18 protein-coding genes and 1 pseudogene are annotated in these 23,212 nt (G+C 70.3%); 15 read left to right on the plus strand and 4 right to left on the minus strand.

From position 1 onward, the window contains the following. Positions 1-169: 169 nt before the first annotated feature. From ACFVS9_RS05385 to ACFVS9_RS05395, 3 genes are all read left to right on the plus strand, one after another. Positions 170-967 carry a hypothetical protein gene (locus ACFVS9_RS05385; RefSeq protein WP_382983590.1) on the plus strand — a complete coding sequence of 266 codons (798 nt, stop codon included), beginning with the start codon at positions 170-172 and terminating at the stop codon, positions 965-967. Positions 968-1,039: 72 nt separating this feature from the next. After that, complete coding sequence (locus ACFVS9_RS05390) at positions 1,040-1,456, plus strand: hypothetical protein (protein ID WP_382983593.1); 417 nt, start codon at positions 1,040-1,042, stop codon at positions 1,454-1,456. Then, positions 1,453-3,948: a hypothetical protein gene (locus ACFVS9_RS05395; RefSeq protein ID WP_382983595.1), complete on the plus strand. Its 2,496-nt coding sequence runs from the start codon at positions 1,453-1,455 to the stop codon at positions 3,946-3,948. Before ACFVS9_RS05390 ends, ACFVS9_RS05395 begins: the two co-directional genes overlap by 4 nt. Before the next feature lie 334 nt (positions 3,949-4,282). On the opposite strand, the pseudogene ACFVS9_RS05400 reads toward ACFVS9_RS05395, so the two are convergent. Further along, a pseudogene (locus ACFVS9_RS05400) lies at positions 4,283-4,726 on the minus strand (DEAD/DEAH box helicase); the annotation flags it as partial. A gap of 110 nt (positions 4,727-4,836) precedes the next feature. Between ACFVS9_RS05400 and ACFVS9_RS05405 the strand changes: the two are divergent. The 6 genes from ACFVS9_RS05405 (at position 4,837) to ACFVS9_RS05430 (ending at position 12,984) form a co-directional block, all read left to right on the plus strand. Further along, positions 4,837-6,186: a DUF4192 domain-containing protein gene (locus ACFVS9_RS05405; protein WP_389930202.1), complete on the plus strand. Its 1,350-nt coding sequence runs from the start codon at positions 4,837-4,839 to the stop codon at positions 6,184-6,186. Positions 6,187-6,432: 246 nt separating this feature from the next. Further along, complete coding sequence (locus tag ACFVS9_RS05410; protein WP_383118406.1) at positions 6,433-7,197, plus strand: NUDIX domain-containing protein; 765 nt, start codon at positions 6,433-6,435, stop codon at positions 7,195-7,197. Between the two features lie 145 nt (positions 7,198-7,342). Continuing rightward, complete coding sequence (locus ACFVS9_RS05415; protein ID WP_389930206.1) at positions 7,343-9,103, plus strand: ATP-binding cassette domain-containing protein; 1,761 nt, start codon at positions 7,343-7,345, stop codon at positions 9,101-9,103. A gap of 181 nt (positions 9,104-9,284) precedes the next feature. Beyond that, on the plus strand, positions 9,285-10,151 hold the full coding sequence (locus ACFVS9_RS05420; protein ID WP_383118409.1) for a FadR/GntR family transcriptional regulator: 867 nt from the start codon (positions 9,285-9,287) through the stop codon (positions 10,149-10,151). Between the two features lie 324 nt (positions 10,152-10,475). Continuing rightward, positions 10,476-12,023, plus strand: coding sequence for an RNA polymerase sigma factor (locus ACFVS9_RS05425; protein WP_383118408.1), 1,548 nt, complete (start codon positions 10,476-10,478; stop codon positions 12,021-12,023). A 130-nt stretch (positions 12,024-12,153) separates the two neighbouring features. Continuing rightward, positions 12,154-12,984 carry a S1 family peptidase gene (locus tag ACFVS9_RS05430; RefSeq protein WP_389930209.1) on the plus strand — a complete coding sequence of 277 codons (831 nt, stop codon included), beginning with the start codon at positions 12,154-12,156 and terminating at the stop codon, positions 12,982-12,984. A 116-nt stretch (positions 12,985-13,100) separates the two neighbouring features. On the opposite strand, the gene ACFVS9_RS05435 is transcribed toward ACFVS9_RS05430, so the two are convergent. After that, positions 13,101-13,334 carry a hypothetical protein gene (locus tag ACFVS9_RS05435; RefSeq protein ID WP_383115281.1) on the minus strand — a complete coding sequence of 78 codons (234 nt, stop codon included), beginning with the start codon at positions 13,332-13,334 and terminating at the stop codon, positions 13,101-13,103. A gap of 434 nt (positions 13,335-13,768) precedes the next feature. Here ACFVS9_RS05435 and ACFVS9_RS05440 point away from each other — a divergent pair, with 434 nt between their 5' ends. The 6 genes from ACFVS9_RS05440 (at position 13,769) to ACFVS9_RS05465 (ending at position 20,549) form a co-directional block, all read left to right on the plus strand. Continuing rightward, positions 13,769-15,895, plus strand: a complete 2,127-nt coding sequence (locus tag ACFVS9_RS05440) for a type IIA DNA topoisomerase subunit B (protein WP_383115282.1) — start codon at positions 13,769-13,771, stop codon at positions 15,893-15,895. A 124-nt stretch (positions 15,896-16,019) separates the two neighbouring features. Further along, positions 16,020-16,556, plus strand: a complete 537-nt coding sequence (locus ACFVS9_RS05445; protein ID WP_389930212.1) for a DUF1453 domain-containing protein — start codon at positions 16,020-16,022, stop codon at positions 16,554-16,556. Beyond that, positions 16,553-17,716 (plus strand): sensor histidine kinase, encoded by a 1,164-nt coding sequence (locus tag ACFVS9_RS05450; RefSeq protein ID WP_383115284.1) that lies wholly within the window; start codon positions 16,553-16,555, stop codon positions 17,714-17,716. Before ACFVS9_RS05445 ends, ACFVS9_RS05450 begins: the two co-directional genes overlap by 4 nt. Beyond that, positions 17,713-18,390, plus strand: a complete 678-nt coding sequence (locus ACFVS9_RS05455; RefSeq protein ID WP_383115285.1) for a response regulator — start codon at positions 17,713-17,715, stop codon at positions 18,388-18,390. The genes ACFVS9_RS05450 and ACFVS9_RS05455 overlap by 4 nt, the downstream gene beginning before the upstream one ends. Positions 18,391-18,519: 129 nt before the next feature. Then, positions 18,520-18,960 carry a DUF485 domain-containing protein gene (locus ACFVS9_RS05460; protein WP_389930447.1) on the plus strand — a complete coding sequence of 147 codons (441 nt, stop codon included), beginning with the start codon at positions 18,520-18,522 and terminating at the stop codon, positions 18,958-18,960. Further along, a complete protein-coding gene (locus ACFVS9_RS05465) occupies positions 18,957-20,549 on the plus strand; it encodes a cation acetate symporter (RefSeq protein WP_389930217.1) in 1,593 nt (530 codons plus the stop codon). The genes ACFVS9_RS05460 and ACFVS9_RS05465 overlap by 4 nt, the downstream gene beginning before the upstream one ends. A 66-nt stretch (positions 20,550-20,615) precedes the next feature. Here ACFVS9_RS05465 and ACFVS9_RS05470 read toward each other — a convergent pair whose 3' ends face one another. Together ACFVS9_RS05470 and ACFVS9_RS05475 are read right to left on the minus strand one after the other, a co-directional pair. Further along, positions 20,616-21,293, minus strand: a complete 678-nt coding sequence (locus ACFVS9_RS05470) for a response regulator (RefSeq protein ID WP_389930220.1) — start codon at positions 21,291-21,293, stop codon at positions 20,616-20,618. Next, positions 21,290-23,032 (minus strand): ATP-binding protein, encoded by a 1,743-nt coding sequence (locus ACFVS9_RS05475; protein WP_383115288.1) that lies wholly within the window; start codon positions 23,030-23,032, stop codon positions 21,290-21,292. The genes ACFVS9_RS05470 and ACFVS9_RS05475 overlap by 4 nt, the downstream gene beginning before the upstream one ends. Between the last annotated feature and the right edge of the window lie 180 nt (positions 23,033-23,212).

The raw sequence follows: 23,212 nt of genomic DNA on the forward strand, positions 1-23,212 counted from the left end.
CGCGGCAGGACGCCGGCGTACACATGAACATCAGTACGGGGGGATGGCGCCGTCCGAACAAGGTTGTCTTTACTTCCCCGAGGGCTGGGTGGGCACCGTCCTGCGGTCTGCCAGCAGTCGTATGCTCACTTTCCGCGGCGACGTGCAACTGAATTGAAAGGAGGGCGCGGTGACAAAACCCGGTACCGTGCCGCCGGATGAGCCGGACACGCCAGCGGTTGTGGCTTCCGGCAGTCGCAGCATTGCCGCTGGCGGCGGCATCGGCCTCGCGGTGACGGGCAACCACAACGTTGTCCACCAGTACTTGTTCTTCGGTGACGGGCGTCCGGCGGTCTCGATGGGCGGGGAAGACTGTGATCCACCCCCGGTCGGGGTGAAGGCCGTCGTTCCGGTGCTGATCGGTCTGGTCAATTGGGTTGGACAGGCTGTTTCGACGCATCCCGGTCGCCGCCTGGTGCGGTCCTACGCAGAGCAAGCGCTGCAGCAGATCGGTGCCCCAGACTTGGTGGCCTACGGTGAGGAGCAGAGCAACGGGGAGACGTTGCTTTTGATCACGGGATCTGGGGATCTGCGCGAAGTAGGGGCCCGCCTGCTGCCCGCACTGGACCGCTTGATGGAAGAGGACTGGTCCCATACGATTGCCAGGCCCAGTTATCTCCTTCCGCAGCTGCGGCTTGTCCTTCACATGGGATTTGGTGAATACGACGGCTCGCACATCGCCAGCCCGTCCTTCGTCCAAGCCTTGCAGGCACATGCCCGGACAACGGCGCTCAACGACGCGTACGCAGGCGATGCCGCCGGTGTCGTGGCTCTGGTAACGAACGAGGCATATGACGCCGAGATCTACGGCCAGCGCAGCGGGAGCGTCCAGCGTTGGATTCCCTTCTCCCAGGAAGTAGAGGGCGCGAGTCCGATGCGTTTCTGGTCCCGCGGTGCGCTGGGCACCAGAGTGGCCGATCGGGGCTGAGGAAGTGCGGCCACGTGCCTGGCGTCTCGGTTAGGCTGCCGCCACAGATCATCGGACATGTGAGGTGTTGAGATGACGGGCTGGCATCGGGGCGTGCTGTGGGTGGTGGCGGTCGCAGCCGGTCTGACCTGCGTGGGGCTGGCATTGATGTTGTGGCTTAAAGATCTTGGCGCGGCGGGCACTACGGCGGGCCTTGCTGCCGATACCGCCACCCTTGTCATGACTGTCTTTGCCGTCCGTGGCTTGCTGCTGCAGTCCGCGCAGCAGGCCACACAGGGGGTCACTGCGTCCGGTGCAGGTTCCGTTGCCGCCGGCGGCAGCATCGGCAGAGCCGTCACAGGCAACCGAAACCAACTGCCGGGCGCGCCGCACTCTTCTCTCCCAACGTCAGTGGCCCCGACCGGGGCTGTGGAGGCGTCCGGCCCGAAGTCGGTGTCGGCCGGCGGTTCCATCGGTGAGGCGGTCACAGGAGACGGCAACAGCACGTGAAAGTCTGGTGGAGCCGTTTCGGTTTCCGGCCGCGCAACGATGCCTCGCTCGGCTCGCACCAGACTTCGGCCGTACCAGGCACAGTGTCGGCGGCGGGTGAAGGAGCCATAGCGATCGCCGGGTCTGCCGAGATTGTCGTGTCCGGGCACGGCAACACCGTGGTCAAGGCCCAGCTGTTGCCTGATGAGCGGGTAACGCTGGATGACCTGGCCGCCGCAGGTCGAGCCCGCATGGTGCAGCGCTGGCACGCGGCCGGTGTCCCCATTGCGGTGGCAGCCGAATTCGCTGACAGCCTGCAGCTGGGAGCCCTGTCCACGGCGGTAGCGGCAACCCTGCCTGAGGCCGGTGTTGTAGTTCTGGAGGGCGACTTCGGAGCGGGTAAATCGCTGGCCGCCGAGCGGCAGCACCAGCAGGACATCGCCGCAGCGCGTGCCGACGCGCAGGCCCCCATTCCAGTTCACCTCGTTGCTCAGCACATTTCGGGCAACGTGATTGACGCGGCCAGTCGCATGGCACGCGCGCTCGGAGATCCTGCCGCACGCGGTGTTGCGCTGGTGGTGGACGGGCTGGATGAGCCCGGTCCGATCCGCGGTAAAGAGCTGCTGGACCAAGCCCTCAGCTGGACCGCGTCTGCGACCAATGGGCGTTGGCGCATCATGGGCACTGCCCGTCCCGGCCTGGAGATGGACACTGAGGTGCGCAGGGTCGTGCCAGAGCTGACCGAGGAAGAAGCGGCAGCGCTGATGGACCGGCTCGGCGGAAGCGGCCTCGCGGTACACAGCCAATCGAGAATGGTGCGCAGCGTGCTGCGTCGGCCTCTGTTCGCCATCATCGGGGCGCAGCTCCAGAGCGATCACGAGCGTCTGCCGAACAGTCCGGTGGCCTTCCTGGACGCACTGGTCACCCGGGCGTTGCGCAATGTCGAGAGCGTCCAGGAAGAACGTGCCGAGCGGCTGTTGCAGCGGCTGGCTGCGGCCTGTGCCAACACCGGAGGCGTGGCGGCGACCGCTGACGTAGGCAGCCCTGGCGAGGTGCGGGCGCTGCTGGGCACTCGGCTGGTGGTGCGTCTCGGCGACCGATACCTAACCTTCGCCCTGCCCGTGCTCGAGCAGTACTTCGCAGGCCAAGCCCTGCTGGCCGGCGGGGTACTGGCCGAGGTGGTGCAAAGCGCGGAGCTGCTGGACCGGTGGCGCTACGGGCTGGCCATGGCGATCGCTTCGGGCGGCTGGGACTCGGTCCGCACTGTGCTTGATCCTTTGCTACGTATGAATCCCGGCGTCGCGGCCTGGGCGGTCCACGAGGCGATCCCGCAGGCGCCCCCCGAAGGGAAAGGCCCTTGGCCAGATCTTCCTGCAGACATGGTCAGCCAGCGCCTGCAAGAAACCCTCGATGGCTGGCAGCAAGCGCTCAGCCCGGCAGGAGACCGCGCCTTTTCCTCCCCGGGATGGACCGGGCAGGTTACGGTCTCTGCCGAACTGGACGGCAACAAGCTGGGGCTACACATCCTGCCGCGAGATGGTGACCACACCCCGGGGCTCGCAATCCCGGTTGCCAACCGATGGGTGGAACCGCGTGGGGTTCGCCCACTGACGGCATCGTTCGGGGCCGCCGCCGTGGAGTACGCCGCCTGGCCCTGGCAGAAGACGCTGAACCTGCTCACCTCACACCTGCACACCCTGTGCGCCCACAAGGACTTCGACCTGGCTGACTGTGACGCCTATACCAAGGAGCGTCTCTGGTTGGCGGGCGCGGACCTGATTGGACTTGCCCCCCGTCGTTTCACCCCACTGCGGGCAGGAGAAGTACACGAGGCGCTGCGTCAGCGCCTCTACGGGAGGTCAGGAGGAGTGCCGGTTCGGTCGAGCTTCGGCAAGCGGTTCACCGGGCGGCAGGCGGAACTGCTGCGGCTCGATGAGGAACTCGACAGCGGCCGATGGGCTGACGCTCACGGCTTGCTTCACTCCCCGTATGCCGTTCCCGACCAAGAAGAGAGCCTCCAGAGGTACTGGGTCTGGGACGCCTACAGCCCAGAACAGCTCAGGCTGCGCACCGAGCAAGTCCTCACCGCCGCAGTAGAGATCTACACCGCGCTCGTCAACACCTGGTTCCCTCAGCTCAAGCAGGTACTCGGCCTGTCCTGCGCAGCCCCCGCCGCGCTGATCGGCGACCTGTTCACAGCCGCGCCCCGCGGCCAAGACTCGTACGAGCCGCCCAAGATGCGGCTGACCCTCTGCCCCTCGTCGAGCGGCTCAGTCACCGTTCACCTGATCCCGTCAGAGGACGCTTTCTACGCCCTTGCGCCTCCTCTCACGGGCGGGCCCCACCCGACGAGGACCCCATGGGCGCGCCCGAGTACGCCTGTATTCAGCGAGCCGGAGATCTTCGACGACGCCCCCGCAACCGATTACGCCTATGCCTGGCTCCACGAGGACCTCCACCGTCTCCACCTCACCGACAATGGGCCACGAACTCTGCGCACGGGCCTCCCATAGAGCCTGCCCGCGAGCTGTGCCCGGACGACGGACCAGCTTTCAAACACAGAGAACCAGTGGATACCACGGGCCACACAGGTGTATGCAGGTTGTTCGGCGCTCGATGTCGCGCAGATGCCTGAATGGCAGTTCGGGCGGAACGGAAGTTCCGGGACGCGCTGTTCCCATCCACCGCGACCCCTGGGGCACGAGGTCCGAGCGGTAGAGCAGAAGCACCGTCTCGGTGCCGGCCGCTCGTGCGTGTTCGACCGCCACGCTGAACAACGGCCGGGCGATCCTCCGGCCCCGACAAGCGGCGTGCACCAACACGCTGCCCAGTTCTGCGGCCCGGCAAGGCAATCCTTCGAAGGCCATGTGTCGCAGCATTTGGAGAAGCCAGCGGTTCCGGACTGACCAGCAGGACGTCCACCTCGCCCGCCGCCACCTCGGCCTGGACGGTGTCCCACTCCTCGGTGTTCGAGGAGTTGATCGTGCGCGCGCTGATGCCGGCCCGGGCCGCGGCGGCCACCTGGTTGCGCATCAGGGCGAGGAGGGGGGAGACGATCACCGTCGGCCCGCTGCCCTGGGCCCGCAGCAGCGACGTCGCCACGAAATACACCGCGGACTTGCCCCAGCCCGTCCGCTGGACCACCAGAGCCCTGCGCCTGTCGGCGACAAGGGCCTCGATGGCCCGCCACTGGTCCTCACGCAGCCGGGCGGTGCCGGTGGTGTCGCCGACCAGACGGGCGAGTACGGAATCGGCCGAGGCCCTGAGCTCTGCGCGGTCTGCGTTGGTCATGCCCCCATGCAACCCGATGCCTACGACAAACCGCGAACGGTGGCCGCGGCCTGTGGACAAAGTTATCCACAGGGGTCGCGGAAATCGGCGGCCCGCGGGACGGTCGTGCCATGAACAAGCACGACGAATCCACCGGACCGTCCGACGTACAGCAGATCACCCTGCGCGGCCCCGCCGAGCTCGCCGACGCCCTTCCCTACCTGATGGGCTTCCATCCGAACGACAGCGTGGTCATGGTGGCGCTGCACGGCGGCCGGGGCCGCTTCGGCGGCCGGCTCAGGCTGGGCATCCCCCGTGAGCCGGAGGAGTGGGCGCCGGTCGCCGACCAGCTGGCCCACTGCCTGATCGCGGGAAGTGAGCGGCGCGAATCCCGTCCTGACGCGATCGTCGTCTTCCTCTGCCAGGATCCCGCCGAGGGAGAGAGCGCCACACAGACCATGGAGCGGCTGAGGCCCCTCGCCCAGCGCCTGCGCACGGCCTGCGGGGCGTTCGACGTTCCCGTGCTCGAAGCGCTCTGCATCTCCGACGGCCGCTACTGGTCCTACTGCTGCCCCGACGAGCGCTGCTGTCCGGCCGACGGCAACCCGCTGGCGCTCCCGGGCACCACCGTGATGGCGGCCGCAGCCGCGTACGCGGGGGTCCAGGTGCGCGGTTCGCTGCGGCAGATGGAGGCGCGGCTCATGCCGTGGGAAGGCGCGGTGGCAGAGGAACAGGAGCGGGCGCTGGACTCGGCGGGCGCGGAGCTGGTGTCCCGCATCCTCGACGTCGACGGCCGAGGAGAGGTGGCCGGGCGGACGCTGGCACTCGCCCGTGAGCTCATGCGACGCCTCGGAAGCGCGCCTGCGGCCGGCCCCACCGAGGCGGACGGCGCTGACCACGGCCTGATCACCGTGGAGGAGGCGGCGGCCGTGATCCTCGGCCTCCAGGACCGTGAGACCAGGGACCGGGCCGCCGAGTGGATGGAGGGCCTGGAGGGTGGGACGGCGCTGCGGCTGTGGCGCGTGCTCGCCCGCCGGTGCGTCGGCCCGTACGTGGAACACGCTGCCGCGCCGCTCACCCTGGCCGGCTGGGTCTCGTGGTCCACCGGCGACGAGGCCGGTGCGCGGGTGGCTCTGGGGCTCGCGCTGCGGGCCGACCCCGGTTACACCTTCGCCCAGTTGCTGCATCAGGCGTGCAATCAGGGCCTGGACCCGGAGACGCTGCGGCGCTGCCTCCGGAGCGAGCGCGAGCAGCGCGACGGGGGCGGAGGCGACAGCGCCTCGCGGCAGCGCGGGGGACGGCGCACGGAACGCCGGACCGGCCCACGGCCCGAGCGCGTTCCGCCGGTGAGGCGCAAGGGCGGGGTGGCGAACCGGCAGGCGCCGGGCGCCGCCTCCCGACCCGGTCCGGCCGCTGGCCGGGGTCCCGCCCGTGGCACTCGTCGGCGGGCGGGACACCGAGGTGCCCGGATTCATGACTGACGGCAAGCGTCCTCCCGGAGTGGCCGAGGTCCTCTCCCGGACGGCCCTGTCCCGGCTGCGAGAGCCGGGGCCGGGCACCGGACCCTGCGGGGTGGGGCCGGCCGGGGGTCCGGCAGCCCACGTGGTGGAGGGACAAGGGCAGGGCGGTCACGGGACGGGGGCCGCGGGGCGAGGAAGGCCGGCCGGGAGCCGAGCCGATGTTGCGAAAGGAGTGTTTATCGTCAGGCAGACGACTATGATTTCGGCATGCCGCCCTACGACCCGTCGACCTTCCCGCCCTTCGCTGTCACCGTCGACCTGGTCGTCCTCACGGTGCGACGTCACGCGCTCTGCGCGTTGGTCGTACGCCGTGGTGAATCGCCGTTCCAGGGGCGATGGGCGCTCCCCGGCGGCTTCGTCCGGACCGATGAGGATCTCGGTGCGGCGGCAGCGCGTGAACTCGTGGAGGAGACCGGCCTCTGCGCGCACGATCCGTCCGCGCCCGCCGTCGGGAACGGCGCCCACCTCGAGCAGCTGGCCACCTACGGTGACCCGGACCGTGACCCCCGGATGCGCGTCGTCAGTGTCGCGCACCTCGCGCTGGCTCCGGACCTCCCCGCCCCGCGGGCCGGCGGTGACGCGAACAGCGCCCGTTGGGCTTCGGTCGAGGACCTGCTCGGGCCCGGGGGCGGGTTCGGCCGCGAGGGCGAGCAGTCCGCTCCGCTGGCCTTCGACCACGCGAGGATCCTCGACGACGGGGTGGAGCGCGCCCGCTCGAAGATCGAGTACTCCTCGCTGGCCACCGCGTTCTGTCCGCCGGAATTCACCGTCGGCGAGCTGCGAAGGGTGTACGAGGCGGTGTGGGGGGTGGTCCTGGACCCCCGCAATTTCCATCGCAAGGTCACGGGCACCCCTGGCTTCCTGGTCCCGTCCGGAGGGACCACCACGCGCCAGGGAGGCCGCCCCGCGCAGCTGTTCCGGGCCGGTGCGGCGACGGTGCTCAACCCTCCGATGCTGAGGCCCGAAGTCTGACCGGGGCGGGTCCGCGGGCTCACACCGTGCGAACCTGCGGAACGCCCACAGAACCAACGGTGCGCCAAAAGTCCGAAATGTCGCGTTATCTTGCTGGGGTACTCCACCCTGCCGCCGGGCGGTCTCACCCTCCGCGAGAGAAGCGATGCTCCAGGCCATCGGACTCACCAGCACCCCCAGCCGCGACTGTCCGCCCGTCGTGGACGACCTCACCTTCGAAGCGCGGCCCGGTACTGTCACCGCGCTCCTCGGAGCTCCCGGCTCCGGCAAGACCACGGCCCTGCGCCTGATGCTCGAACTCGAAGCGGGAAGGGGCGTCACCTACTTCAAGGGGCGCCCGCTGCACCGCATCGCTCATCCCGCACGCGAGGTGGGGGTGCTGCTCGGAGACGTACCGGGGCATCCCGCGCGTACGGCTCGGGGCCAGCTCCGCATGCTCTGCGCGGCGGCCGGGGTTCCCGCTTCGCGTGCCGACGAACTGCTCGAGGTCGTCGGCCTCTCGGGGCTGGGAGACCAGCGCATCGGGACCCTCTCGGCGGGTATGGACAGGCGGCTCGGCCTCGCGTCGGCCCTGCTCGGCGACCCCCACACGCTCGTTCTCGACGAGCCCACGGCGGGGCTCTCGCCGCGTGAGAGGAGCTGGCTCCACGGCCTGCTCCGGGCCCACGCCGCCGAGGGCGGTACCGTCCTGCACACGACCGGCGATCCCAAGGAGGCGGCCCGCGCCGCCGACCGTGTGGTCACCATCGACGAAGGGCGCCTCCTCGCGGACCAGGACGTCGCCGACTTCTCCCGGACCCGGCTGCGGCCCAGGGTCGCGGTCCGCACCCCGCACGCCGCCCGGCTGGCCGCGGTGATGAGCCGTGAGGCCCGGGCCGCCCGGCGCCCGGTCGAAGTGGTGGCCGAGGACGGCAGCCGGCTGTCGGTGTACGGCAGCAGCTGCGCCGAGGTCGGGGACACGGCGTACCGGCACGGTCTTCCCGTGCACCAACTGGCCGACGAGACCGGGGACGCGGGCCCGAAGGCCGTGTCCGCCCCAGGCCCCGGCGGTGGTCCGGTGAGGGCCGTCCTGCCGGGGCCCGCCTCGACCGTGGCGATCTCGCAGCTGCCCCCGCCGATCCCCGTACGGCCCGCGCGGGGCCCGCTCCAGCCTCTGCGGTACGAGCTGCGCCGCCTCTTCGGCGTCAGGACGGCCGTCCTGGTCATGACGGCCGCTCTGGCCGCTTCCGCGGTGACCTCCGTGCTGCTGGCCCGCACCGGGGTCACCCCCCTGCCCGACCTGCTCGCCGCCTGGCCGGACCTGCTGCCGCTCCCGCCCGCCGCGTTCGCCGCGGGACTGCTGGGCGCCCTCTCGTTCGGCGACGAGTTCCGCTACCCGGCACTGGCCGCCGGGCGGGGGACGGTGCCCCGCCGTCTCGGCCTCCTGGTGGCCAAGCTGGTGGTCTCGGCAGGTGTCGCGCTGCTGCTGGCGTTCCTGGCGGTGCTGGGTGACGCCGAAGCCCTGCGCCTGGTGTACGGCGGTGACTTGGTGGCCGTACCGGAGAACGCGCCTCAGCTGGCAGTCAGTTGGGCGGGCCTGTCGGTCGGGTGTGCCTGGGCCGGGCTGCTGGGGGCCGGAGTGTTCCGGCTGACCGTCGCCGGTGTGGCTGCCGTACTCGCCGTACCGGTCCTCGTCGTGCCGTTGATGCAGAAGCTCCTCGCGGGGCCGTCCGCCCGTTCGATCGGCGGGCTGCCGGGACGGCTCCGTGAACTCGGCTGGCCGCAGTGGCCCCACGAGACGGACCGGTGGGCCATGGCCGTCGTGCGGGTCGTCGCCCAACCCGTGGGGCTGGCGCTTTCCTTGTCGCTGTCTGCCTTGATCTGCGCGTATGTGTTCACCAGCCTTCGCGGGAGGGCCCGTTGGTGACCGCATCGAGCAGGGCAGGTGCCGCCTTGCCGACAACTCGCGCCAAAAGGTGTGATTTCTACCGATAACGCGTCAATTGAGAGGTGGGTGCCGATCACCCTTTCGTGTGCTTTTCAGCAAAGACCTCAAGGGCTGGGTGAGCCGCGCCGACAAAGGATGCGTGAGTACCCTTGCGCACACCATGATGACCGCCGCCCGCTCCGCCGACTCCGGCCTCGCCGGTCCGGGCGAACTCGACCGCTACCCCTACACGGAGTCGCCGGCCGGCGAGCGCGCCGCTCTCCGTTCGTGGGGAGGCGCCGAATCCGACCTGGGGCGGGCGAGCCGGCGCGGCACGGCCAGCCGCGGCCGTGGACTTCACGGCCAACTCGTCCAGCAGCTGGGCCAGATGATCGTTTCCGGTGACCTCGGTGCCGACCGCCCGCTGGTCCCGGAGGAGATCGGCCAGCGCTTCGAGGTCTCCCGGACCGTCGTGAGGGAGTCCTTGCGGGTGCTGGAGGCCAAGGGCCTGGTCAGTGCCCGGCCCAACGTCGGTACGAGGGTCCGGCCGGTGAGCGACTGGAATCTCCTGGACCCCGACATCATCGAATGGCGCGCCTTCGGCCCGCAGCGGGATGACCAGCGCCGTGAGCTGGAGGACCTCCGGTGGACCATCGAGCCGCTGGCCGCACGGCTGGCCGCCGGTCATGGGCACGAGGACATTCAGCAGCGCCTCGGCGACATGATCGAGATCATGGGGCACGCGATGGGCCAGGGGGACGCCATCACCTTCTCCCGGGCCGACGCGGAGTTCCACGCCCTGCTGATCCAGGCGGCCGGCAACCGCATGCTCGAACACCTCTCCGGGATCGTGTCCGCGGCCCTGCATGTGTCCGGTGGTCCCGTCGCCGGCTGCGACCGGCCCGCGGAGGCGTCCCTCGGCCACCACGCGCGGATCGTGGAGGCTCTCGCGTCGGGTGATTCCGCCGGTGCCGAGGCCGCCATGCGGCAGCTGCTGGTCGGCCACACCGACGGGGACCGGGTGGTTCCCGCACCCCGCGAGCACTGAGCACGGCGAGACCGGGGTATACGGACCGTGTGCCGCCGGGCCCGAGCGGTTCGGCGGCATGATTACGCGGAAATGTGATCCCTGGTTCTGTTTGTCGCGAATGAGGTGTGACTGGGGCCACGCGAATTGGGCGTAACACTCCTCGAAACAGTGCGATGACTTAAGAGGTGACCGCCGCGGAAGGAATACAGCAGCCACGTAGTGCGCTGTGCAGTTCTGAGGCCAAGCCCGCGCCGTCGGCGACATCCCCAGCCGACGGTCGTCGGTTCCAGCCCCCTCCGGGGCCGGGCCGGAAGCCGTTTCCATCGTTCCGAGAGGTTGTTCGTGTCGGCCAGCACATCCCGTACGCTCCCGCCGGAGATCGCCGAGTCCGAGTCTGTGATGGCGCTCATCGAGCGGGGAAAGGCTGATGGGCAGATCGCCGGCGATGACGTGCGTCGGGCCTTCGAGGCTGACCAGATTCCGCCAACCCAGTGGAAGAATGTTCTGCGCAGCCTCAACCAGATCCTCGAGGAAGAGGGTGTGACGCTGATGGTCAGTGCCGCGGAGTCGCCTAAGCGCGCCCGCAAGAGCGTCGCAGCGAAGAGCCCGGTCAAGCGCACCGCCACCAAGACCGTCGCGGCCAAGACGACCGTGACCCGGACCGTCGCGGCGTCTGCCGCCCCAGCTGCCCAGAGCGCTGACGTGGCGGCCGACGACGCCGCCGTCGCTGCTCCCGCGAAGAAGGCGGCGGCCAAGAAGACGGTCGCCAAGAAGACCGCCGCGAAGAAGACCGCGGTCAAGAAGACCGCCGCGAAGAAGTCGGGCAAGCAGGACGACGAGCTGCTCGACGGCGACGAGGCGGTCGAGGAAGTAAAGGCCGGCAAGGGCGAGGAAGAGGAGGGCGAGGGCGAGAACAAGGGCTTCGTCCTCTCCGACGACGACGAGGACGACGCCCCCGCGCAGCAGGTCGCCGTCGCCGGTGCCACGGCCGACCCGGTCAAGGACTACCTGAAGCAGATCGGCAAGGTCCCCCTCCTCAACGCCGAGCAGGAGGTCGAGCTCGCCAAGCGCATTGAGGCAGGCCTCTTCGCCGAGGACAAGCTCGCCAACTCCGACAAGCTCGCGCCGAAGCTCAAGCGCGAGCTGGAGATCATCGCCGAGGACGGCCGCCGCGCCAAGAACCACCTGCTGGAGGCCAACCTCCGTCTCGTGGTCTCGCTGGCCAAGCGCTACACCGGCCGCGGCATGCTCTTCCTGGACCTCATCCAGGAGGGCAACCTCGGTCTGATCCGCGCGGTCGAGAAGTTCGACTACACCAAGGGCTACAAGTTCTCCACGTACGCCACATGGTGGATCCGCCAGGCGATCACGCGCGCCATGGCCGACCAGGCCCGCACCATCCGTATCCCGGTGCACATGGTCGAGGTCATCAACAAGCTCGCGCGCGTGCAGCGCCAGATGCTCCAGGACCTGGGCCGTGAGCCCACCCCGGAGGAGCTGGCCAAGGAGCTCGACATGACCCCGGAGAAGGTCATCGAGGTCCAGAAGTACGGCCGTGAGCCGATCTCTCTCCACACCCCGCTGGGTGAGGACGGCGACAGCGAGTTCGGAGACCTGATCGAGGACTCCGAGGCCGTCGTTCCCGCGGACGCGGTGAGCTTCACGCTGCTCCAGGAGCAGCTGCACTCCGTGCTCGACACCCTCTCCGAGCGTGAGGCCGGCGTGGTGTCGATGCGCTTCGGTCTCACGGACGGCCAGCCGAAGACCCTGGACGAGATCGGCAAGGTCTACGGCGTGACGCGCGAGCGCATCCGTCAGATCGAGTCCAAGACGATGTCGAAGCTGCGCCACCCGTCGCGTTCGCAGGTGCTGCGCGACTACCTCGACTAGACCGTTCGTGTGGACATGGGCCGGGCCCGGAACCTTCTGAGGTTCCGGGCCCGGCCCATGTCCGCATGCGGCGGGCACGGGGGCGGATGACGCTGAGTGGGAACTGTTCATCTCGGCGTAAGGAGCCTCCATGCCCCGCATCCCGGTCCGTGTCCTGCCGCCCGCCTTCGTCCTGGCCGTGGCCGCCGCGGTGATACCGCTCGGTCCGCCGGCCACCGCGGCGGCGGACAGCATCATCGTCGGCGGAAGGCCGGTGTCCGTCGCGGACAGTCCGTGGACGGTGGCGCTGTCGAGCCGTGACCGGTTCGGAGGAACCCGCGCGGGCCAGTTCTGCGGGGGAGTGGTCGTCGCCCCCACCAAGGTGCTGACCGCCGCGCACTGCCTGAGGGAGGACGTCCTGGGGGCGGCCGTCCCCGACGTCCCGGACCTGCGGGTCATCGCCGGGCGGGACGAGCTGAACGGACCCGGCGGCCAGGAGATCCCGGTGCGTTCGACGTGGGTCAATCCTGGTTACGACCCGCACACGAACAAGGGGGACCTCGCGGTCCTCACCCTGGACCAGGCCCTGCCGGAGAGCGGCGTCCTGCCGATGGCACAGGCCGGGAGCACCGCGTACGAGCCCGGTACCGCCGCGACGGTGTACGGCTGGGGGGACACCACCGGCTACGGGGCCTACTCGTCCGCGCTGCGGGCCGCCTCCGTGCGCGTCCTGCCGGACGGCGACTGCGGCCGGGCGTACCCCGGCGGCACACACGGCGCGTACGACGCCTCGTCGATGCTCTGCGCCGGTGACACCGCCGGGGGGCGGGATGCCTGCCAGGGGGACAGCGGAGGCCCGCTGGTGGCCCGTGGGCGCCTCATCGGGCTCGTCTCCTGGGGGAGCGGCTGCGGGAGCCCCGACAGCCCCGGCGTCTACACGCGCGTGTCAGCGGCCATCGGGTGGATGGCCGGCCGGAGCTGATCCGGGACACCTCACCGCCACGCCGGACGGTACGAGAACGGGCGGCTTTCCCCGAGGGGAGGCCGCCCGTCGGCCGGTCCTGGACCGTACCCATGGCTCGTCGTGGATGCGAGGTGTCAGTGTTGTTCCTCGTCGGCGCCACTGGCCTGCACGGCAGTGAGCCGGTCTGTCTCATCCTGTATTTCCGCGGCGATCTTCTTGAGTTCCGGCTCGAACTTGCGCCCGTGGTGGGCGCAGAAGAGCAGTTCACCGCCGCTGATCAGGACGACGCGCAGATATGCCTGGGCGCCGCAACGGTCACAGCGGTCTGCTGCGGTCAGCGGGCTCGCGGGGGTCAGAACAGTAGTCACGTCGCCTCTTCTCTAGCTCGACGAGCTGTCGTACCAGGGTCAACATCCAACCAGGCCGAAAACGTTCCCGCTCGTGGCATTTCTTCGAAACTTCTTCTCAGGATGGCTGTCTGTTGCCGGTTGGCGGCGAATGTGCCGTATTGCGTAGCGCTACGGTTTCGCGTTGCTTGTGTGGGCCGGTCCCGCCGGCTGGGTTGCCGGGTTGTTCATGAGGACGTGCCCGGAGCCTAAATGGTTCATGCCTCGAAGGGAACGTGATGTGCACGTCACTCCAACGAATGATCGAACGTGTATGCGAGGCTGCACTAGCATGAGGATTCCCCCTGGGTGGCGTTACAACCGCTCTACCAGGCCTCGGTAGGCTCTCAGCGGCTACCGAGGCCGAGCCCGTTACCCACTGGGCCCCAAATGAAATTCAGCGAGGAGCGAACCGCGTGACCGCCGATTCCGTGCCGTCCACTGCGCTGCTGACCGGAGCAGGCGGCGCAGACAGGGACAGCTCCAACTACACCGCGCGGCACCTTCTCGTCCTCGAAGGGCTCGAAGCCGTCCGCAAGCGCCCCGGGATGTACATCGGGTCCACGGACAGCCGTGGGCTCATGCACTGCCTCTGGGAGATCATCGACAACTCGGTCGACGAGGCTCTCGGGGGCTACTGCGACTCCATCGAGGTCATCCTCCACGACGACGCCTCCGTCGAGGTCCGCGACAACGGCCGCGGCATTCCCGTGGACGTGGAGCCCAAGACGGGGCTCTCCGGCATCGAGGTCGTCATGACCAAGCTGCACGCCGGCGGAAAGTTCGGCGGCGGCTCCTACGCGGCGTCGGGCGGCCTGCACGGCGTCGGCGCCTCCGTCGTGAACGCCCTCTCCGCCCGGCTGGACGTCGAGGTCGACCGGAACAGCGCGACCCACTCCATCAGCTTCCGGCGCGGCGTCCCGGGGATGTTCACCGAGCAGGGCCCGGACAGCCCGTTCGACCCCGCCAACGGCCTCCGCAAGGGCAAGCGCGTACCGAAGACGCGTACCGGTACCCGGGTGCGGTACTGGGCGGACCGGCAGATCTTCCTCAAGGACGCGAAGCTCAACCTGGAGACGCTGTACCAGCGTGCACGCCAGACCGCGTTCCTCGTGCCGGGCCTCACCATCGTCGTACGCGACGAGCGGGGCATCGACGGCGAGGGCAAGACGGAGGAGACCTTCCGCTTCGACGGGGGGATCAGCGAGTTCTGCGAGTACCTGGCGCAGGACAAGGCCGTCTGCGACGTCCAGCGTCTGAGCGGGACGGGAACGTTCAAGGAGACCGTGCCGGTCCTGGACGACCGCGGGCACATGACGGCCACCGAGGTCACCCGCGAGCTGGGTGTCGACATCGCCCTGCGCTGGGGCACGGGCTACGACACCAACCTGAAGTCCTTCGTCAACATCATCGCCACCCCGAAGGGCGGCACCCACGTCACCGGGTTCGAGCGTTCGCTCACGAAGACGGTGAACGAGGTCCTGCGCTCCGCCAAGATGCTGCGCGTGGCCGAGGACGACATCGTCAAGGACGACGCCCTGGAAGGCCTGACGGCGGTCGTCACCGTACGCCTCGCGGAGCCGCAGTTCGAAGGGCAGACCAAGGAGGTGCTGGGCACCTCGGCGGCCAACCGGATCGTGGCCAACGTGGTCTCCAAGGAACTCAAGGCGTTCCTGACGTCCACGAAGCGTGACGCCAAGGCGCAGGCCAGGGCGGTGCTGGACAAGGCGGTCGCCGCCGCCCGCACGCGTATCGCCGCCCGCCAGCACAAGGACGCCCAGCGTCGCAAGACCGCGCTCGAGTCCTCCTCGCTGCCCGCGAAGCTCGCCGACTGCCGGAGCGACGACGTGGAGCGCAGCGAGCTCTTCATCGTGGAGGGGGACTCGGCCCTCGGAACCGCGAAGCTGGCCCGCAACAGCGAGTTCCAGGCGCTGCTGCCGATCCGGGGCAAGATCCTCAACGTCCAGAAGTCGTCCGTCTCCGACATGCTCAAGAACGCGGAGTGCGGGGCCATCATCCAGGTCATAGGAGCCGGCTCCGGACGCACCTTCGACATCGACGCGGCGCGTTACGGCAAGGTCATCATGATGACGGACGCCGACGTCGACGGTTCGCACATCCGTACCCTGCTGCTGACGCTCTTCCAGCGGTACATGCGGCCGATGGTCGAGGCGGGCCGGGTCTTCGCGGCCGTGCCCCCGCTGCACCGGATCGAGCTCGTCCAGCCCAAGAAGGGCCAGGACAAGTACGTCTACACCTACTCCGACAACGAGCTGCGGCAGACCCTGCTGGAGCTCCAGCGGAAGAACGTCCGGTTCAAGGACTCGATCCAGCGTTACAAGGGTCTCGGCGAGATGGACGCGGACCAGCTGGCGGAGACCACGATGGACCCGCGGCACCGCACACTGCGCCGGATCAACATCGGTGACCTGGAGTCCTCCGAGCAGGTCTTCGACCTGCTGATGGGCAACGAGGTGGCCCCCCGCAAGGAGTTCATCACCAGCTCCGCGGCCACCCTTGACCGCTCGCGCATCGACGTCTGAGGCTCCCCACCCGTGGGTGGAGACACGATCTCCACCCACGGGCCAGCCCCTGAGTTGATCCCGTGACCGCCGTGCCTGCGTAGCGTCGAGGACGTCGGATCCCACGCCACTCGGAGGCTGCCCCATGCCGGAGCTCTTCAACGTCCTGGTGATCGTCGCGGTCGTCGCGCTGATCGTCTCCCGCCAGTTCTCGGCCCGGCGAGTCGGTGACGGGAAGCGGTGGTGGATCCTGCCCCTGGTGCTGTCCGTCGTGGCCCTGCGCGGCGACGGAGCCCTCGACGACCGTCACGTGGCACTGTCGGCGGTCATGCTCTGCGCGGGCCTCGTGGTGGGACTGGTCACCGGCGCGGGCTGGGGCTGGACCGCCCGGTTGTGGCAGGGGCCGGACGCTTCCGTCCTGAGCCGGGGCACCAGGGCCACCGCCCTCGTGTGGGCCGGAGGAATCACCCTGCGCCTCGCGCTGGCCGCGTCCGCCGTTCTGCTCGGTGTGCACCAGGGGACGGCGGCCCTGCTGATACCGCTCGCCGCCCTGCTGTTCGCACGTGGCGGGGTCCTGGCACTGCGGAGCAGGGACCTGCGCGCCCAGTACGGTGTGACCGGGGGTCTCCTGGCCGACGACGCCCCGCCGGCCGCACGACGCGCGTCGAAGGGCTGTGTGTGAACGCCGGTACGTGGACGAGCTGGCCCTCGGGGGAAGCCCTCACCCGCGCCCCCCACACCCGGCCCCGGGCCATGATCGGACGGTTCGTGTGGAGTGCGGTGTTCGTCGGCCTCCTCTGGAACGCGTTCGCGGACGGGCGGTTCGCCCTCTGGCAGGTCGCGGTGGGCCTGCTGGTGACGGCGGGGTGCGCGGCGGCCGGCAGAGCCTTCTTCCGTACCACCAGGGACCACCGCCTGGGGCCGTCCCTCGGGCTGCTGATGGTTCTCACGCTCGTGGCGTTCGGGGCTCTGGAGGCCGGTGCCGGGGCACTCGCGGTCGTGCTCTGGTGCGGATGCGCCGTGGTCGCCCTGGAACGGCTCCCGCTGTTCGCCGCGGTTCCTCTCACCGCGATGAGCCTCCTCGCCTACGCGGTCGTCAAGGGCGACGGATGGCTGACGACCGTGATCACCACGGGCAGCCTGTGCCTGGGCGGGTACGTGCTGCGGCTGGACGCGGAGGCCCGTGGCAGTTCGCAGCGGCTCCTCGCCCAGGAGAGGGCCGCGAGGGAGGCGGAGGCCGGGGCCGCCGCGCTGGCGGAGCGGTCCAGGATCGCCCGTGAGATCCACGATGTGCTCGCCCACAGCCTCTCGGCCCAGCTGGTCCACCTGGAGGCCGCCCGGCTGCTGATCGAACGGGAGCCTTCCGCGGAATTCCGCGACCAGGTGCTGGAGAGGGTCGTGGCAGCGCGCTCCATGGCGCGTGAGGGCCTCGCGGAGACGCGACAGGCGCTGTCCGCGCTGCGGGGGGAGATGACCCCGGTCGAGGACTTCCTGCGGCAGCTGGTGGCCGGTGAGCCGGCCGAGGTGTCCGTGGCGGGGGAGCGCAGGGAGCTGACCGCGGAAGCGTCCCAGACGGTGCGCAGGGTGGCCCAGGAGGCACTGACCAATACCCGGAAGCACGCCCCGGGGGCGGCGGTCTCCGTCAGGCTGGACTACGAGCCGGACGCGGTGGCCCTGGAGGTACGGGACACCGGCGGTCACCGTCCGCCGGGCGAGCTTGCTGTCAGTGGCTCCGGCTACGGTCTGGTGGGGATGAGGGAGCGTGCCGAACTGCTCGGCGGGACGCTGGAGGCAGGGCCGGACGAGGAGGGGTTCGTGGTGAATCTGCGGGTGCCCGCGTGAACGCGCGGGTCGTGGTCGCCGACGACCAGTCGGTGGTCCGTGAGGGCATCGTCATGCTGCTGGGCCTGCTCCCCGGCATCGAGGTGGTCGGAGCGGCACGGGACGGCGACGAAGCGGTGGCTCTCGTCGCCCGGACGGCCCCCGACGTGGTCCTGATGGACCTGAGAATGCCCCGCTGCGACGGCGTCGAAGCCACCCGCCGGATCCGCAAGGAGTACCCCCGCACCCAGGTGGTGGTCCTCACCACCTTCGCCGACGACGATTCGCTGTTCACCGCGCTGCGGGCGGGCGCGCGGGGCTACCTGACCAAGGACGCCCGCGGCGAGGAGATCGCCCAGGCCATCGAGGCCGTGCTCTCCGGCGAGGCGGGCCTCTCGCCCAAGGTGCAGAGCCGGCTGCTGGAGCGGGTCACGGCCCAGGACGTCGAGCGGGCCGCGCCGCCTCCGGCCGAGCTGCCCGACGGGCTCACCCCCCGCGAGGCCGAGGTGCTGGTCCTCATCGCGGACGGGCTGTCCAACACGGAGATCGCCCGCACACTGCACATCTCCCGGGCCACGGTGAAGACCCACATCAACAACCTCTTCGCCAAGTCGGGAGCGCGTGACAGGACAGGGGCCGTGCGCTATGCCTACGGCCGGGGGCTCGCGCACCCACCCGGCACTTCCATCACCTGAAAAGGTGAAGCAGGGCGATTGAAGTGCCGGGGATGATCCCGGTCTGCCCATTCTTGGCTACGCGGCCGAAAAGGCTCGTGGACAAGGGAGTTGTCGGTGGAGAAGGAAGCAGGGCCGGGCACCGCAGCGATGCGGCTCGACGACCCGTGGGACGAGGCCCCGGCCGTCGGAACGGGCGAGCCGGACGGCGCCGGGGCCCTCGGGCCCGACGGACGGTCCGGGCCGTCGGAGCGGCGCGGCCACAGCGCGGCCGAGATCTATCTGGAGGTGCAGAGCAGCCCCGCCTTCCGCGAGGTACGCCGCCGCTACCGGCGGTTCGTGATTCCCGGGGCGGCCGCCTTCCTGCTCTGGTACCTCGCCTACGTGGTCGCCGCCACCACCGCGCACGATCTGATGGCGCACCCCGTCGTCGGAACGGTCAACGTGGCCATGGTGGCCGGGCTGGGGCAGTTCCTCACCACGTTCCTGCTCACCTGGGCCTACACCCGTCACGCGCGGCTGCACCGGGACCGTGTCGCGCTGGAACTGCGCTGGGAGACCCAGGAGATGACGAGAGGCGCCGGCCGGTGAGAGGGGACCACCAGACGCTGGCACTGCTCCTGTTCAGCCTGTTCATCGCCGTGACCCTGGGCATCACCACCTGGGTCGGCCGGAACAGGCAGGGTTCCGCCGAGGAGTTCTACGCGGGCGGAAGGCTCTTCTCCCCCATGGAGAACGGTTTCGCCATCGCCGGTGACTACATGTCCGCCGCGTCCTTCCTGGGCATCTCGGGGCTGATCGCCCTCTTCGGCTACGACGGCATGCTCTACTCCGTCGGATTCCTCGTGGCCTGGCTCGTCGTCCTGCTCCTCGTCGCCGAACTCGTGCGCAACTGCGGGCGGTTCACACTCGCCGACGTCGTTGCGGCCCGCATGGCGGAGCGTCCGGTGCGTACGGCGGTCGGTACCTCGTCGGTCACCGTGTCGGTGCTGTACCTGGTGGCCCAGATGGTGGGGGCCGGCAGCCTCGTCGCACTCCTGCTCGGCGGCACGGGCGACACCGCCCGCTCGTGGACCGTGGTCGGGGTGGGGGCGCTCATGGTGATCTACGTGTCGTTCGGCGGTATGCGCGCCACGACCTGGATCCAGATCGTCAAGGCGGTCCTGCTGATGGGCGGAGCCGTCGCGCTCACCGCCCTCGTCCTCGTCCGCTTCCACGGCGACGTCAACGCCCTGCTCACGTCCGCCGCCGAACGCAGCGGCCACGGCCGGGACTTCCTCTCGCCCGGACTGAAGTACGGCGGGAGCTGGACGGCACGCTTCGACTTCATCAGCCTCGGCCTGGCGCTCGTCCTCGGCACGGCCGGTCTGCCGCACATCCTGTCGCGCTTCTACACGGTGCCCACCGCCCGCGCGGCACGGCGCAGTGTGGTCTGGTCCATCGGACTGATCGGCAGCTTCTACCTGATGACCGTCGTGCTCGGGTTCGGAGCCGCCGCACTCGTCGGTTCCGCGGAGGTCCGGGCTTCCAGCACGTCCGGGAACACGGCCGTCCCGCTGCTGGCACTCGTCCTCGGCGGAGGGGAGGGCTCCACGGGTGGCACGGTCCTCTTCGCGGTCGTGGCCGCCATCGCCTTCGCCACGATCCTCGCCGTCGTCGCCGGGATCACCCTCGCCTCCTCGGCCTCCGTCGCCCACGACCTGTACGCCTCGTTCCGGCGGCCGGGGGCCGTGGCGCGGAGCGAGGTCGGCGTCGCGCGGGTGGCGGCGGGGGGCATCGGGGTGGTGGCCATCGCGCTCGGGCTCCTCGCCCAGGACCTGAACGTCGCGTTCCTGGTGGGGCTGGCCTTCGCGGTGGCGGCCTCCGCCAACCTCCCCGCGCTGCTCTACTCGTTGTTCTGGCGGGACTTCACCACGCGCGGAGCGGTCTGGGCCGTCTACGGCGGGCTGATCCCGGCCGTCCTGCTCGTGCTGCTGTCACCGGTGGTCTCGGGGAGCCCCACCTCGCTCTTCCCCGGGGTGGACCTCGCGCTCTTCCCCCTGGAGAACCCGGGGCTGGTGTCGATCCCGGCGGGCTTCCTGGCCGGCTGGATCGGTACGGTCACCTCACCCGAGCCGCCCGACCCCGCCAAGCACGCGGAGACCGAGGTCCGGTCGCTGACCGGGGCGGGGGCCGCGTAGGAGCCGTGCGGGCGGGGGAGGGCGGAGCAGGGGCGGTGTCCGGACGCCGGCGCGGCCGTGGCGGGGTCAGGAGCCGGCGGTCCAGGTGTACCGGTGCTCCGGACGGCCGGTCTCGCCGTACCTGAGGGACAGCCGTACCCGGCCGGTGCGTTCCAGCAGCTTCAGATAGCGCTGGGCCGTCTGCCGGCTCATTCCGGCGCTCTCCGCGATCTCCTGCGCGGAGAGCGGCCCTTCGGCCGAACGCAGGGCCTGGCGGACCAGTTCCGCGGTCGTCGTCGAATGCCCCTTGGGGAGATCGGACGCGCCCGTGGCCCACAAGGCCCCGAACAGCCGGTCCACCTCGGTCTGCTCGGCCTCGCCGCCGCCCTCGAAGGTGCGGCGCAGCGCCGCGTACGCCTCCAGTTTGGTGCGCAGCCCGGCGTACGCGAACGGTTTCACCAGGTACTGGAGCGCGCCGTGGCGCATCGCCGCCTGGACGGTCGCGACATCGCGTGCGGCCGTCACCATGATCACGTCGGTGTGGTGGCCGAGGCCGCGCAGTTCCCGCACGACGGCCAGACCGTTGCCGTCCGGCAGGTAGTGGTCGAGCAGGATCAGGTCGATGGGCATCGCGCCGATCCTGTCGAGCGCCTCGGCGGCGGAGTGCGCCACGGCGGCCACCCGGAATCCGGGCACCTTGGAGACGTAGGCCGCGTTGATCCGGGCCACCTGCACGTCGTCGTCGACGACCAGTACGTCGATCACGGGGCGTCTCCTGACGTCGCGGGCCGTACGGGAGCCGCCGGGCCCTCCGCGTCGCGGGTGCCCGGCAGTCCGGGGCCACCCTGGCCGGGAGCGGCCCGATCCGGGACGCCGGGCCCGTCCGGCTGCTCCCGCAGGGCCTCCGGAAGGACGACGGTGAACACCGCCCCGCCGTCGGGTGAGCCCGACAGGGACACGGTGCCGCCCTGCCGTTCGGCGAGCCGGCGTACCAGGGGCAGTCCGAGACCGCGCTTGCCGTGGGCCGGGAGTTCCTTGGTGGACCAGCCCTCCATGAAGATGGATTCGTGGTCACCGGCCGGGACCCCGGGACCGCTGTCGCGCACCCGCAGTACCACCGTACGGCCGTCGGCCCGCAGCCCGACCTCGATCGCGGCGTCGGCCGAGCCGGCGGCCGCGTCGAGGGCGTTGTCGACGAGATTGCCCAGGACCGTGACCAGCCCGCGGGGGTCGACGAGCCGGTCCGGCAGCATGGTCTCCCCGGCCATGCGCAGAGCGACCCCGCGTTCCGCGGCGACGGTTGCCTTGCCGACCAGGAGCGAGGCCAGCAGGGGGTCGTGGACCCTTTCGGTGACCTGTTCGGCTGTCGCCCGATGGACGCCGGCGACCTCCGTGACGAACTCCACCGCCTCTTCGTGCATCTCCAGTTCCAGGAGCCCCAGGAGGGTGTGCAGCCGGTTGGCGTGCTCGTGGTCCTGGGCGCGCAGCGCGTCGATGAGTCCGTGGGTGGAGTCGAGTTCGCGGCCGAGGTACTCCAGCTCCGTGCGGTCGCGCAGGGTGACCACGGCCCCGCCGTCATCGGTCGGCATCCGGTTGGCGAGCAGCACACGGCTGCCGCGTACCGTCACCAGGTCGTCGCCGACCACCCGCCCGGCCAGCACGTCCGTGGTCCGCCCCTCGCCCAGTGCCTCGTCGAGCCGCTTGCCGATGACGTCGGTGCCGAGGCCGAGCAGTCGCTGGGCCTCGTCGTTCAGGAGTCTGACGCACCCGGTGCGGTCGAGCGCGACCACGCCCTCACGGATGCTGTGCAGCATGGCCTCGCGCTCGGTCAGCAGCGCCGAGATGTCGGAGAACGCCAGGTCGTGGGTCTGCCGCTGGAGGCGGCGGGAGATCAGATAGGCGGCCAGCGCTCCGACGGCCAGCGCGCCGCCCGCGTACGCGAGCAGTCCGGGAATCGCCGCGAGCAGCCGGGCGCGGACACTGTCGTACGCGATCCCGACGGAGACGGCCCCGACGACCCGGTCCGACGCGTCGAGGAGCGGTACCTTGCCGCGGGCCGAGCGTCCGAGGGTGCCGCTGTCGATCTCCATCACGGACCGGCCGGCGAGCGCCGTGCTGGGATCGGTGGAGACGACGCCGCCGATGCGCTCGGGCTCCGTGTGCGACCAGCGCACACCCTTCCGGTCCATGATCACCACGTACTCGGCGCCGGTCGCCCGCCGGATCCGCTCCGCCGCGGCCTGGACGGCACCGTCCGGGCTCGGCTCCGTGGCCTGCAATGAGGCGGCGATCTGGGGCTGTGCCGCCGTGCTCTGCGCGATCGCCAGGGCGCGCCGCATCGCCTGGTCGTCGAGCTGGTCACTGAGCGGCGCCAGGAAGAGGCCCGTGACGAGGACCGTGACGCCGGTGATGATGGCCAGCTGCATCAGCAGGACCTGGGAGAAGACCCGCTTCGGCCAGCCGAACCGGCGCGGGCCCCGCGGGGTGGTCGGTGGGGCGCTCATCGTACGAACGGTAAGGGGCGAACGGTGCTCACCGAAATCCCCTCCGGGGAATCCCCGCGACGCGATCGTGCTGGTGACCGCGCCGCTCCCCGCCCGGGACCCGTACCCGGCCGTGGCCGACGGCCCGTACCGCATCGTTCCCGCACTGCCGCGGACCGCGCCGCGCCGTACCTGCGCGCA

This window comes from Streptomyces sp. NPDC058008, assembly GCF_042886395.1.
Lineage (GTDB): Bacteria > Actinomycetota > Actinomycetes > Streptomycetales > Streptomycetaceae > Streptomyces.

What these genes read in the sequence shown, in the direction of transcription:
- ACFVS9_RS05405 (WP_389930202.1), top strand. Translation starts at nt 4,837, where the DNA reads ATGAACAAGCACGACGAATCCACCGGACCGTCCGACGTACAGCAGATC.
- ACFVS9_RS05415 (WP_389930206.1), top strand. Translation starts at nt 7,343, where the DNA reads ATGCTCCAGGCCATCGGACTCACCAGCACCCCCAGCCGCGACTGTCCG.
- ACFVS9_RS05445 (WP_389930212.1), top strand. Translation starts at nt 16,020, where the DNA reads ATGCCGGAGCTCTTCAACGTCCTGGTGATCGTCGCGGTCGTCGCGCTG.
- ACFVS9_RS05430 (WP_389930209.1), top strand. Translation starts at nt 12,154, where the DNA reads ATGCCCCGCATCCCGGTCCGTGTCCTGCCGCCCGCCTTCGTCCTGGCC.
- ACFVS9_RS05420 (WP_383118409.1), top strand. Translation starts at nt 9,285, where the DNA reads ATGATGACCGCCGCCCGCTCCGCCGACTCCGGCCTCGCCGGTCCGGGC.
- ACFVS9_RS05390 (WP_382983593.1), top strand. Translation starts at nt 1,040, where the DNA reads ATGACGGGCTGGCATCGGGGCGTGCTGTGGGTGGTGGCGGTCGCAGCC.
- ACFVS9_RS05410 (WP_383118406.1), top strand. Translation starts at nt 6,433, where the DNA reads ATGCCGCCCTACGACCCGTCGACCTTCCCGCCCTTCGCTGTCACCGTC.
- ACFVS9_RS05475 (WP_383115288.1), bottom strand. Translation starts at nt 23,032, where the DNA reads ATGAGCGCCCCACCGACCACCCCGCGGGGCCCGCGCCGGTTCGGCTGG.
- ACFVS9_RS05460 (WP_389930447.1), top strand. Translation starts at nt 18,520, where the DNA reads ATGCGGCTCGACGACCCGTGGGACGAGGCCCCGGCCGTCGGAACGGGC.